Annotated in this window: 13 protein-coding genes; 8 read left to right on the top strand and 5 right to left on the bottom strand. The window is 61.4% G+C overall.

Translation table 11 applies throughout. The annotated features are described in order from the left end of the window. Positions 1 to 9: 9 nt before the first annotated feature. From rpsR to D1820_RS19070, 3 genes are all read right to left on the bottom strand, one after another. Entirely contained in the window at positions 10 to 237 is a 228-nt protein-coding gene (rpsR, locus tag D1820_RS04900; RefSeq protein WP_005982441.1) for a 30S ribosomal protein S18, read from the bottom strand. A 28-nt stretch (positions 238 to 265) separates the two neighbouring features. Next, on the bottom strand, positions 266 to 619 hold the full coding sequence (rpsF, locus tag D1820_RS04895; protein WP_014874885.1) for a 30S ribosomal protein S6: 354 nt from the start codon (positions 617 to 619) through the stop codon (positions 266 to 268). A 64-nt stretch (positions 620 to 683) separates the two neighbouring features. After that, entirely contained in the window at positions 684 to 923 is a 240-nt protein-coding gene (locus D1820_RS19070) for a hypothetical protein (protein WP_162894070.1), read from the bottom strand. Between the two features lie 266 nt (positions 924 to 1,189). Between D1820_RS19070 and D1820_RS04890 the strand changes: the two genes are divergently transcribed. Beyond that, positions 1,190 to 1,786 carry a hypothetical protein gene (locus tag D1820_RS04890; protein WP_118068066.1) on the top strand — a complete coding sequence of 199 codons (597 nt, stop codon included), beginning with the start codon at positions 1,190 to 1,192 and terminating at the stop codon, positions 1,784 to 1,786. Positions 1,787 to 2,022: 236 nt separating this feature from the next. Next, positions 2,023 to 2,598: a YceI family protein gene (locus D1820_RS04885; protein WP_102896859.1), complete on the top strand. Its 576-nt coding sequence runs from the start codon at positions 2,023 to 2,025 to the stop codon at positions 2,596 to 2,598. A 545-nt stretch (positions 2,599 to 3,143) separates the two neighbouring features. Here D1820_RS04885 and D1820_RS04880 read toward each other — a convergent pair. Further along, positions 3,144 to 4,448, bottom strand: coding sequence for a cytochrome b/b6 domain-containing protein (locus D1820_RS04880; protein WP_118068065.1), 1,305 nt, complete (start codon positions 4,446 to 4,448; stop codon positions 3,144 to 3,146). A gap of 184 nt (positions 4,449 to 4,632) precedes the next feature. Here D1820_RS04880 and fabD point away from each other — a divergent pair, with 184 nt between their 5' ends. From fabD to D1820_RS04860, 4 genes are all read left to right on the top strand, one after another. After that, the gene (gene fabD, locus D1820_RS04875; RefSeq protein WP_118068064.1) at positions 4,633 to 5,565 is read left to right on the top strand and encodes an ACP S-malonyltransferase; all 933 of its coding nucleotides are present in this window, start codon (positions 4,633 to 4,635) and stop codon (positions 5,563 to 5,565) included. Positions 5,566 to 5,650: 85 nt separating this feature from the next. Continuing rightward, complete coding sequence (fabG, locus tag D1820_RS04870; RefSeq protein WP_118068063.1) at positions 5,651 to 6,388, top strand: 3-oxoacyl-[acyl-carrier-protein] reductase; 738 nt, start codon at positions 5,651 to 5,653, stop codon at positions 6,386 to 6,388. A gap of 668 nt (positions 6,389 to 7,056) precedes the next feature. Further along, positions 7,057 to 7,290 carry an acyl carrier protein gene (locus D1820_RS04865; RefSeq protein WP_005982462.1) on the top strand — a complete coding sequence of 78 codons (234 nt, stop codon included), beginning with the start codon at positions 7,057 to 7,059 and terminating at the stop codon, positions 7,288 to 7,290. A gap of 164 nt (positions 7,291 to 7,454) precedes the next feature. Then, positions 7,455 to 8,198, top strand: a complete 744-nt coding sequence (locus D1820_RS04860; RefSeq protein ID WP_096871438.1) for a HisA/HisF-related TIM barrel protein — start codon at positions 7,455 to 7,457, stop codon at positions 8,196 to 8,198. A gap of 291 nt (positions 8,199 to 8,489) precedes the next feature. Here the strand turns inward: D1820_RS04860 and D1820_RS04855 are convergent, their stop codons facing one another. Next, positions 8,490 to 9,401, bottom strand: coding sequence for a PilZ domain-containing protein (locus D1820_RS04855; protein ID WP_254683356.1), 912 nt, complete (start codon positions 9,399 to 9,401; stop codon positions 8,490 to 8,492). A gap of 363 nt (positions 9,402 to 9,764) precedes the next feature. Between D1820_RS04855 and fabF the strand changes: the two genes are divergently transcribed. Together fabF and mltG are read left to right on the top strand one after the other, a co-directional pair. Then, positions 9,765 to 11,030, top strand: a complete 1,266-nt coding sequence (fabF, locus tag D1820_RS04850) for a beta-ketoacyl-ACP synthase II (protein ID WP_040169421.1) — start codon at positions 9,765 to 9,767, stop codon at positions 11,028 to 11,030. Beyond that, positions 11,030 to 12,184: an endolytic transglycosylase MltG gene (mltG, locus tag D1820_RS04845; protein ID WP_096706488.1), complete on the top strand. Its 1,155-nt coding sequence runs from the start codon at positions 11,030 to 11,032 to the stop codon at positions 12,182 to 12,184. The genes fabF and mltG overlap by 1 nt, the downstream gene beginning before the upstream one ends. Positions 12,185 to 12,258: the final 74 nt, after the last annotated feature.

Here is a 12,258-nt window from a genome sequence, read left to right as displayed (position 1 = left end):
CTTATCTCCTTACTTCACGGCGTAGGGCAGCAGGGCGAGGAAGCGGGCGCGCTTGATAGCACGGGCCAGTTCACGCTGCTTCTTTGCCGAAACGGCGGTGATGCGCGAGGGCACAATCTTACCACGTTCGGAAATATAGCGCTGCAGAAGACGGGTGTCTTTGTAGTCGATTTTCGGCGCATTGTCGCCCGAGAACGGGCATACTTTACGACGACGGAAAAACGGTTTGGCTGCCATGGTTTAGCGTCCTTTTCTCAAGCGTTGATCAGCGGCGCTCACGACGCGAGTCGCGCTCATCGCGCTTCTGCATCTGAACCGAGGGGCCGTCTTCATGTGCGTCAACCTTGATGGTCAGAACGCGCATCACGTCATCATGCAGGCGCATCAGACGCTCCATTTCCTGGATCGCCGCTGCGGATGCATCGGTCTTCAGGAAGGAGTAGTGGCCCTTACGATTTTTGTTGATCTTATAGGCCATCGTCTTGACGCCCCAGTACTCGCTGTCGACCAGGCTACCGCCGTTGTCGGACAGAACAGCACCGAAATGTTCGATGAGGCCTTCAGCTTGCGAGTTGGACAGGTCCTGACGCGCAATCATGACATGCTCGTAGAGTGGCATGTGAACTCCAGTTTGTGTCTAGGCGCATTTCATAGACGGGGCGGTTGATCCTTCCGCTGCCCTGTCACGAGAGTCTGCGCGGATCGAAAATGTCGCGGAAGGAAACCCCCATATACAGGCTGCCGCCAAAAGGGCAAGCGCCGTTTCCCGGCAGCCCCTGTCTGTGCGGATTTTCGGGGTCAATCACGCGGTGAGGGGCCAGCTCAGCGGATGTGAACCAAATTTTAGCAAAATCATGCAAGGCTGAAGATAGCCAGAAGATTATGGGTGGATCCAGAGCAGCGACAACGGTTGCCGTTTCCACCAGCCCCGCCTGAACCAGCCCACGTGATCGGGGCAGCCAGGAAGCTAGGACAGGCAGGGCAGGCAGGCCCAGGACCAACCTCCGGGGCAACCCTATGGGCGCGACCCGCATTTACCGCAACTCCGCCGCATTTCAGCCTCAATGCTGGCGTCAATCTTGGTTAACAAAGCGTTAACCGGCCAGCCAGACCCAGACCAAAGGCGCAGAAAGCGCCGCAGAAAAAGGCAGGACAGACCGACCGCGCTAAGAGTGAGAAGGGACCAGAGATGAGCATCATCGAACCATCCGACATCGGGTTTCAGCCTGCGCATCAGGCTCGATTTGGTCACGCCATGCAGGGCGCCTCAACTCAATCCTACGTCAGGCAATCTCGTGCCGCGCGCCGATTGGCGGATCTGGCCCGCGCCACACCTTTGAACCTGCAGGTGCAGGCCAATTGGCCGGTCCGCTCCATTTTGCTGCGTATTCTTGGCGGGGGGATGGTGCTTGGGTCGACAGGTCTGTGGCTGCTGCCCGACGCCGGGATCGACCCGCAGATGTCGCTGATCCGGATCGGCATTTCCATCGCCTTCCTCTTTGTCGGACTGATCCTGCTGACCACGCATCACCCGGACAGCCAGCCGGAGGCGTGTTTCGATCCGGTCCGGCGCGAGCTGCGGATCCTGCGCAAATCCCGCAGTGGTGTCCCCCGCGTTGTCCTGCGCCGCAGCTACGCCAGCCTTGGCGGTGTGCGCCTTTCGGCCAATGCCATTTCGGTGCTCGACAGCGATGGCTCCGTGCTGATGGAGCTGCCGATTGACAGCACCGACACCCGTCTGCGGCTGCGCGATCAGCTGAATGGCGCCTTGCCCATTCTCAGCTGACGGCCGCAGCAGAACCGGCCCGACAGGCGGTGCCCCCCGCCGATCTGCTCCGATCAACTGCCGGTCCAATCCCGGCCGCAATCCATCACAACTGCGCGAGAACCTGCCGCTCTGCACAGATGCAGCTTTGGTTGTTCATCTGAACACAGATAGTGTTGGGTTTTGCGGGCTTCCCTTTCGGGCGAGAAAATCCTCAACTGGGAAGCGATGTTACACGGTCCAATGGAGCCAAGATCATGAAAACCACTCTTCTCGCTGCCGCCCTGATGGGCGCTGCCGCCACCACCGCTTTTGCCGCACCCGAAGCCTATAATCTGGATGCGAGCCACAGCCAGGTGGTGTTCAGCTACAACCACCTTGGGTTCTCGACGACCTATGGCATGTTCTCCGGGTTCGAGGGTGAGATTGCCTTTGATCAGGAAAACCCCGAAGCCTCCAGCGTTTCGGTCTCGATGCCCGCACAATCGATGCTGACCGGCTGGGAAGGGCGGTTTGATCACTTCATGTCGAAGGATTTCTTTGGCGCTGATGACAAGGAGATGATCACCTTCACCTCCACCGGCATCAAGGTGACTGGCGAGAATACCGCCGAAATCACCGGCGATCTGACCCTGAACGGTGTCACCAAATCCGTGGTGCTGGATGCCAAACTGAACCAGGTTGGTGATCACCCGATGGCGGGTAAGCCCTGGGCCGGTTTCGACGCGACCACCACGCTGCTGCGCTCCGACTATGAACTGGGCAAATTCGCCCCCTTCGTCAGCGATGAGGTCGATGTGAAAATCTCGGTTGAGGCGATGAAAGCCGAATAAGCCGGATGCCCAACGGCGGGATCACAAGACCCGCCGCCCAATAACTTGAAACCGCTGCCCCGACGGGGTGGCGGTTTTTTGTCGTTGGAGCATGATGGTCCGCTGTGAGCCCATTCTGTCTTGCTTTGCATATACAGCAAAACCGTTGACGAAATCCAAGAACGTCAATAGCGCTTGCGTTATGGCCGCTAATGCACAAGCGTAAACTGAGGAGCCGCGCCTGCCGGGCGAAACCGACATACGATGCGAAAACTACTCTCATCACCATTAGTCAATTTTGTCCTATGCGTTGTATTCATTGGGCTATTTTTTGTGGCTCCGAAATTTCTGGCAGAGATCATCGACCCGATTGTTCCGATGGTTCTATGCGCGCTCGGTTTCTTTATCTTTGGTCGCCGTATGGTTCACAGTTTCCGATAAAGAAGCGCTGATTTTGTTTTTGTTTGGCCTAGTTATATAAATCTAAACGGCAGCTTCGTTCGCATAGTTGACCAAGACTCTGTGTGGATCCCTCATCCATCGGCTGTGTGCCTGCTACAGCCCCCTCAGGGCGCGCGGCTGGCGGTCAGGTCGACGGCGATGGTCACCGCATAGGCCAGCGAGCCTTCGTCCTTTACGCCGCGCCCGATGTTGAAATCCAGCCGGTTCACCTCGGCGCTGCCGGACATCACGGCGGTGTCACCGTTCAGATCCAAGGTGAAGGGCAGGCGCAGCGGCACCTCCTGGTCGCGGATGCGCAGGGTGCCGTCAGCGACATAGCCCTCCGCCAGCTTCTCGATCTCTGCGCGGAACTCGGCGGTGGGATAGCTGGCACTATCGAAGTAATCCGGACCCATCGCCTGATCGGTGACCGATCCCAGCATCAGCGAGGGGATTGCCACGGAGACGGTGACCGTGCCTGCCGGGCCGGGGGCGTCTGGCTCCTCAAACGCGATGCTCGCCTGCCATTGGTCGAACTGGCCGCGCACCTCGCTGCCCATCTGCACGATGGCAATGGCGAGAGTGCCGTCCTCAACCACCCAGCCACCAGCGGGCAGCGCCTCAGCGGGGGCGGCATCTGTGGCGACCTCTTGGGTATGATCATCTCCGTAGGCGGCAGTGGTCTCAGCGGGCCCATGGCTATGCGGCGCATAAAGTCCGAAGGCCCCGCCACCCGCCAGCACCAGAACCCAGATCACCAGCGCCATCAGAAACGGCAGGGCACCATGGGGCGTCTCGGTCTTGACGCTGACCTTAGGCGCGCGCCCCGGCAGCATCCGGCGCAGGGTGGCGTCACGGTCGATCACCTCATGCTTCAGCGCACCGGCAATATGCAGCCCCAGCGCCACCGCAAGGGTCCAGACAAACAGCCAATGCAGCCCGCCAAACACCGCAGCCACCGCCTCCGATTTCGGCACAAACGGCAGGCTCTGGCCAAAGGGCCACCAGATCGGCGCAAAACCGGTGGTCGCCGCATGGTGGATCCAGCCCGTCAGCGGCGCGGCGACCAGCGCACCATACAGCAGCCAATGCACCACCTCCGCCAGCACCGTCTCCGCCCGTCGTTCGGGGTGGAGTGCCACCGGCTTGGGCTGGCTCAACGCCCAGAGAATGCGCAGAAGCGCCGTCAGAAACAGCGCCAGCCCCAGTGTTTTATGCAGCGAAAACAGCAGCGCGGCGCGGGTTAGCGTGGCCTGCGATCCGTCGAAATCGGCGCTCTGGATGTGATGCGCCAGATCATTGGCGAAATATCCCAGCGGAAACACCGCCAGCATCAACAGGGCGGTCAGCCAGTGGAACCCCTTGGCAACGCTGCCATAGTGAAGGGCGGTGTTGTGGCGGGCGACGGGAGAGCTGGCAGGGGAGGACACGTCAGGGAAAACCTTCTCATCGGGAGTGACAGGGTTACCCTATCCCCTCCGCTGTCTGAGACAACACGCATCTCTGTCACCTGATGCACAGGCTTGGTGCATCCGCGCAAGGCTGTGCTTGTACGCAGCGTCACCTGCGTCTAAACCCGGTGCAACGCAGATGGCAGAGAAGATGAGGTCTCAGATGACAATTGCATTCGTGTTTCCAGGGCAGGGCGCGCAGACCATCGGGATGGGCAAGGCGCTGGCCGAGGACTATCCGGCAGCCAAGGCGGTCTTTGACGAGGTGGATGCCGCATTGGGAGAGGCGCTGAGCCAACTGATCTGGGAGGGGGATATCGAAACCCTGACCCTCACGCAGAACGCTCAGCCCGCGCTGATGGCCACGTCGCTTGCTGCCATGCGGGCGCTGGAGGCTGAGGGTGTCAGCATCGACAAGGCCGCCTTTGTTGCCGGTCACAGTCTTGGTGAATATTCCGCATTGGCCGCAGCTGGCGCGATTTCGGTGGCCGATACGGCGCGGCTCCTGCGCACCCGTGGCCAGGCCATGCAAAGCGCGGTGCCAGTGGGTGAGGGCGCAATGGCCGCCATTCTGGGGCTGGACCTTGAGGCCGTGCGTGCCGTCGCTGAGGAGGCCGCGCAAGACGAGGTCTGCCAGGCCGCCAATGACAATGACCCGACCCAGGTGGTGGTCTCCGGCGCCAAGGCTGCCGTGGAACGCGCCGCTGAGATAGCGAAGGAAAAAGGCGCCAAACGGGCGGTGATGCTGCCGGTCTCGGCACCGTTCCATTGTGCGCTGATGCAGCCTGCCGCCGACGTGATGGCCGAGGCGCTGGCAGATGTGGCCATTAAATCCCCCGCCGTGCCGCTGATCGCCAATGTGCGTGCCGATGCGGTGAACGAACCCGATGAGATCCGTAAACTGCTGGTCGAACAGGTGACCGGGTCGGTGCGCTGGCGCGAAAGCGTGCAGACCATGGCCGCCAAAGGGGTGAGTGAGTTCTGGGAAATCGGCGCAGGCAAGGCGCTCTCCGGCATGATCCGCAAGATCGACCGCAGCCTGACCAGCCGTCAGGTCGGCACCGCTGAGGATGTGGCCGCCATCACCGCGGGCTGAACGCGGAATTTCATTAAAATTCCGGCTCGTTTTCTTCCAATGAAAACGGCGGACCGCGGGCCGGGGATGCGACAAAGGAAACCATATGTTTGATCTGACTGGCAAATCTGCCCTCATCACCGGCGCGTCCGGCGGCATCGGTGGTGATATCGCCCGCGCGCTGCATGCCGCTGGCGCCACGGTTGGCCTCTCTGGCACCCGCGAAGCCCCCTTGCAGGAGCTCGCCGCCGAACTGGGGGAGCGCGCCCATGTGCTGCCGTGTAACCTCTCCGATGGGGAGGCGGTTGAGGCACTGCCGAAACAGGCCATCGCGGCGATGGGGTCGGTCGATATTCTGGTCAACAACGCCGGCATCACCCGCGACAACCTCTTCATGCGGATGAAGGATGAGGAATGGCAGAGCGTGCTTGAGGTGAACCTCACCTCCACCATGCGCCTGTGTCGCGGCGTTCTGCGTGGCATGATGAAGGCACGCTGGGGCCGGATCATCAACATTTCCTCCATCGTAGGGGCCACCGGCAATCCAGGTCAGGGCAACTATGCGGCCGCAAAGGCGGGCATGGTTGGCATGTCGAAATCGCTGGCCTATGAGGTCGCCAACCGTGGCATCACCGTGAATGCGGTGGCTCCCGGCTTTATCGCGACCGCCATGACCGAGAAGCTGAACGACGCCCAGAAAGACGCGATCCTGACCCAGATCCCCAGCGGACGCATGGGCAACCCTGAGGAAATCGCCTCAGCCGTGCTCTATCTGTCCAGCGCTGAGGCCGGCTACGTCACCGGCACCACGTTGCATGTGAACGGCGGTATGGCGATGCTCTGATCCGGGGCTGATAGCTCTTTGGATGAGGCACCAGAGGCCCGCGTTACTGGCTGGGTCACTGGCTCTATCGCTCGCACTATCAATGGCCCCGTCTCCGGGTCCTCCGGCGGCGGGGCTTTTGTGTGCCATGCCCGCCGCAGCCCGACCTATCTGTGATGCGGATGCCTCAGGGGGGAGTTGATCGCGCGCGGTCTCAACGATGATTTGCGGGAGGGATCGGCGTATTTTGCGGTGGATCTGCGTCCGGGTGTGGCGTGAATGCGGGCAAAACGCCGCTTTGGCAGCTGGTAAATATGGCTGAAACCCGCTGAAAGATAATGCAAAAATCGCGCCTATGGTCGGTATGGGATGAAAAATATCGTATACAAGTCTTGCATGTGCCGCCGCCTGTGGCCAAATGCTCACCCTGTTGCCTGAGCCTCAGGTAGCAGGCTTCTGGTCGACGGTCGCAGGGATGCTGCGAAATCGTTTGCCTCTGCGTCGGTCTGTGTTATAGGCGGCGCATATTCGCCATCTGCGGGTCCATGCCGGACCGGCAGGGGCACGTTCCGCTATGCGGGACATGATCGCCCGCATCGGGCACAACCACGCCGCCCCGAGCGGGCAAGGGCAGAACCGGGCGAAGGCCTGACAAACCGGGCGAATGCCTGAAAAGATGAGGAATTGACATGAGCGACGTCGCAGACCGCGTAAAAAAGATCGTTGTGGAACACCTGGGTGTTGAAGAAGACAAAGTGACCGAGAACGCGTCGTTCATCGATGATCTGGGCGCCGACAGCCTGGACACCGTTGAGCTGGTCATGGCCTTCGAAGAAGAATTCGGCATCGAGATCCCCGATGACGCAGCCGAGACCATCCAGACTTTTGGCGATGCGGTGAAGTTCATCAGCGAAGCTTCCTGATCCCACCCAATCGGTGACGATCACAGACGGCGCTTTCCGGGCAGGAAGGCGCCGTTTTGCGTTTGTGGCCGTTTCCGACCCATGCGAGGTCGGGTTTTCTCCTTAGGGGTGATCGATCTCCGTGCTAGCCTTGGCGAAACTGCCGACGACAGGAGGGCATAGCGATGATGATCTACCCCACGATGGAGCTGAAGGACGGGCGCTGCGTGACGCTGGACAAGGGGCGGCTTGATACCGCCATGATCTGGCATGTGGACCCGGTGGCCACCGCTTGCAGCTTTGCGGCCGATGGTGCCGAATGGATGCATCTGACGGATTTTGATGCCATTGAAGGCGACAACCGGAATGCTGAGCTGGTGGAGGAAATCATCCGCACGGCGGGCATTCCCGTGCAGCTGGGCGGTGGCATGCGCAGCCGCGAACATGTTGAACATTGGATCGACAAGGGCGCAGGCCGCGTTGTGGTTGGTACTCTGGCCGCGCAGGATCCTGAGATGGTGCGCATGTTGACCCGTCTCTATCCCGATCAGATCGTGCTGGCGGTGGATGTCTGGGAAGGTCAGGTGATGACCGATGGCTGGCGTCAGGCCGGGTCGTTCACGCCCGAAGCCTTTATCGAAGCCTTTGCCGATTGTCCCTTTGCGGGGATCATCATCACCGACATCGAAAGTGATATGAGCGATGTTGAGGCGCAACTGGGGCTGATCGCCGGGCTGGCGGAGAAGGCCCGCACGCCGGTGATCGCCAGCGGCGTGGTGCGCACTGCGGACGATGTGGCGCGGCTGAAATACATTGGCTCGGTCTCCGGGACGCTGGTCGGGCGGGCGCTGTTCCGCAAGACACTGACCCTGACAGAGGCATTGGAAGAGGCCGCCCCCAGCCGTGAACCCGTGGCTGAGTTCCGCTGATCTGATCCGAGCTGAGCGAGGATCGGGCCGAGACCCAGACAGGGCCGGGCCGGGACGGAGCAAGCTTGAGCAAGCATCGACCGGGGCTAGCGCCGGTATCGGGTCGGACCACACGACCGACCCTAAGGGAGGCTGCGCAGGCGACTGCGCAGCCTTTCATCACGTGTGGTGTTACTTCGGGGCTGGCGCAACCAGCGCGTCAGGCACGGTGTGATGGTCCGGGGCAGGGCGTCAGGGCAGAGTGTCAGGGATAGGGCGCTAGGGCAGGATTCCAGGTTAGGGGGCGGAGAACTAGCCGGAAACGGCGCTCTGTGGTTCCAGGTCGGGCGGCGTGTCGCCGCGCGCGAAACCACGCGTGGCCCGCGACGGCGCCCGGCGGAACCCTGCCAGTTTTTTCACCACATCCCGAGGCAACCTTTCCTTAAACTGAATGCCGAAATAATTGGCGTTGCACCACTGGACCCGGCCTGACAGCTCGACCTGTGGCGCATCCTCGGGCAGGTCCAGCGAGATCACATCGCCGACCGCACAGATGAAATCGGATTTGATCTTGGCCCCTTCTTGGCTGATATCCAGAAGCGTGGCCTCCGCTTCCTCCTCTGCGTGCAGCAACAGGCAGTCCAGATTGCAGGTATGGCGTTTGCGCCGCCGCTTCAAAGTGGCCACGCGCCGCTCAAACAGAATGAAACACAGGGCCCCGAAGGCTACCAGCCCAAGCGACCCGATTGCGGCTGTGGTGCTGGAAATATGGCCAAGGGCGGGCAGGGAACCGATGCCGCCAGCGCTCAGATCCTTCTTATGGGCGCGATAACAGGGCATCCTCGACAAATCCCGGCGATAGGCATCCAGGGTTTCGCGGGCGAACAGCTTGACCGACGTCCGTTCCGCCGTGCGCCGATCCTTGATCGACAGAACCCGCAACAGGCTGCGCTGCTGGGCGATCAGATTGTTGGTGGCTTTGGACAGTTCACGCAGGTTCTCGCGCTGCATTCCACGCTGCAGCTCCGTCTTGGAGGTATTGGATAAAAACCGCTCCAGCTCCTGAACGGCGCGCGAATTGCGGCCGGTGCGCAGATATCCCAGCATGTCCTCGCTGGCGAGGGTCAGGGTCATCAATTTGTTGAACACCCGGCATTCCCGCGCCGCCAGCGGTTCGGCGCCCAGAAACAAACCGGTGATAAACAAAAGGGCGAACAGCCCCATGCCCCACATGCGCGAAGGGCGGCGGTGTGCCGGTCGCCGACCCCTTCGCAAATCTGGGTCCGATGACGCGGGGCGTCCCAATAACAACTGTATTTGCACCATTTACGCCTTGCCCCAGAGCCGTAGATCCTGATTTTGCGCCCTGTCTAGGCAGGCGCCACATGTCGCTTCGCAGGTGCCGTTGAGCCGGGATCCCCCGGTGAGCCGCGCCACGAAACACCCTAGGGATACCTTCGCGAGGTTAATTGCAATCTAAGGATGTCATTAAAATAGCGTAAAACCGCCCGACTGTTCCGGCTCTTGCACCTTTGCGCCAATCCAAGCTATTTGGTGACAAATTGCCGAGGCAAAGGAGGGCAAGAAATGCGTCGAGTAGTAGTTACCGGACTGGGCCTGGTCACACCGCTGGCCAGCGGCGTCGAAGAAAGCTGGTCACGGTTGCTGGACGGGCAGTCCGGCGCGGGTCCGATCACGCATTTTGATGCGGTCGAAAGCGGTGTCGCCACCACATATGCCTGCGAAGTGCCGCGCGGCGATGGCTCCGAGGGCAGCTTCAACCCCGATGACTGGGTGGTGAAGAAAGACCAGAAGAAGATTGACGACTTCATCCTCTACGGTATTGCCGCCGCGGATATGGCCGTGCGCGATGCAGGCTGGACGCCCGAGGATGAGGCAAGCCGCCTGCGCACCGGTGTGATGATCGGCTCCGGTATCGGGGGGCTCAGCTCGATCGCGGACACCGCCGTGATGATCAAGGAGAAAGGCCCCCGCCGGGTCTCGCCCTTCTTTATTCCTGGCGCGCTGATCAACCTGATTTCCGGTCAGGTCTCCATCCGCTTTGGCTTCAAGGGGCCGAACCACTCCGTTGTGACCGCCTGTTCGACCGGTGCCCATGCCATTGGCGACGCGGCCCGTCTGATCAAATCCGGCGACGCTGATGTGATGATCGCAGGCGGCGCCGAGGCGGCGATCTGTGAGATTGGCATCGCGGGCTTCAATGCCTGCAAGGCGCTGTCGACCAAACGCGCCGATGACCCCAAAGCGGCCTCGCGCCCCTATGACGCCGACCGTGATGGCTTTGTCATGGGTGAGGGTGCGGGCATCGTCGTGCTGGAAGACTATGAGCACGCCAAGGCCCGTGGTGCGAAGATCTACGCCGAGGTGCTGGGCTACGGTCTCTCTGGCGATGCCTACCACATCACCGCACCGTCTGAGGACGGAGAAGGCGGCGAACGTTCCATGCGGGCGGCGCTGGCCAATGCCGGGCTTGAGCCGAAGGACATCGACTATATCAACGCTCATGGCACCTCCACGATGGCTGACACCATCGAATTGGGCGCGGTTGAGCGGATGATGGGCGATGCCGCAGGCAAGGTCACCATGTCCTCCACCAAATCCGCCACCGGCCACCTGTTGGGCGCGGCTGGCGCGATTGAGGCGATCTTCTCCATTCTGGCGATCCGGGATCAGGTGGCGCCGCCCACCATCAACCTGGACACTCCCGCAGTGGAAACCGCCGTTGACCTGGCCCCCAATGCCAAGCGTGAGCGCGAGATCAACGTGGCGCTGTCCAATTCCTTCGGCTTTGGCGGCACCAATGCGTCGGTCCTGTTCGGAAAGCCTGAGTGATGTGGCGCAGCCTCGCCTCTAATATGCTGACGGTCCTGGTGGTGATGCTGTTCCTTCTGGGCGGCGTCATCCTCTGGGGGCAGTCGCAATATACCTCGGAAGGTCCGCTGGAGAGCGCAATCTGCCTGCGGGTGCCGTCTGGCTCCAACATGTCGCGGGTCAGCCGTGATCTGGAAACCCAGGGTGCCATCAATTCTGGCCCGCTGTTTCGGGTTGGGGTGCGTTACGCCGAGAAAACCGGTGAGCTGAAGGCCGGTAGCTATCTGGTGCCAGCCGGCGCTTCGATGGAGGCCATCGTGGACCAGATCACCCGTGGCGGCGCCAGCAGCTGCGGCACGGAGATCGTCTATCGCGTGGGCGTCACCCGCGTGCTGGCAGAGGTGCGCGAACTGGATCCGGCCACCAACCGCTTTGTTGAGCGCGCGGAATTTGTGCCCGGCGTCGATGAGGTGCCTGCCGTCTACGATGAGAAGAAAGCCGACGCCGACACCCGCTACCGCATTGCGTTGGCGGAAGGGGTCACCAGCTGGCAGGTGGTGGAATCGCTGAAGGCGATGGATATCCTTGAAGGCGAGCCAGGCGATCGCCCTGCGGAAGGGATGCTGGCACCCGACAGCTACGAGGTCTCCCCCGGTGACAATCGCGCTGAGATCCTGGCCGAGATGCAGGAACGTCAGGTGCTGCGCATCAATGCCGCCTGGGAGAGCCGCTCGGACCGCGCGGCGGTCACCAGCCCGGAGGAGATGCTGATCCTTGCCTCGATCATCGAGAAGGAAACCGGCGTCGCCGAAGAACGCCGTCAGGTGGCTTCGGTCTTCACCAACCGTCTCAATCGCGGCATGCGGCTGCAGACGGACCCGACGGTGATCTATGGCGTGACCAAGGGTGAGGGCGTGCTGGGCCGTGGGCTGCGCCAGAGCGAGCTACGCCGGGCCACCCCCTGGAACACCTATGTGATCGAAGGGTTGCCGCCGACCCCGATCGCCAATCCCGGGATGGCCAGCCTTGAGGCTGCGGTGGATCCCGATCAGGGAGATTACCTGTTCTTTGTTGCGGATGGGACTGGCGGTCATGCCTTTGCCGTCACTCTGGAAGAGCACAACCGCAATGTTGCCAAATGGCGCGAGATCGAAGCCGAGCGCAACAGCAACTGATCGCAACAACAGCATAAACCAAGCCTGGAAAGGGGCGCTTTGGCGTCCCTTTTTTCGTGCGCGCACCCGTTAAC

It is taken from the genome of Phaeobacter sp. LSS9, from assembly GCF_003443595.1.
Taxonomy (GTDB): domain Bacteria; phylum Pseudomonadota; class Alphaproteobacteria; order Rhodobacterales; family Rhodobacteraceae; genus Phaeobacter; species Phaeobacter piscinae.
This window is presented reverse-complemented; position numbering and strand designations above follow the sequence as displayed.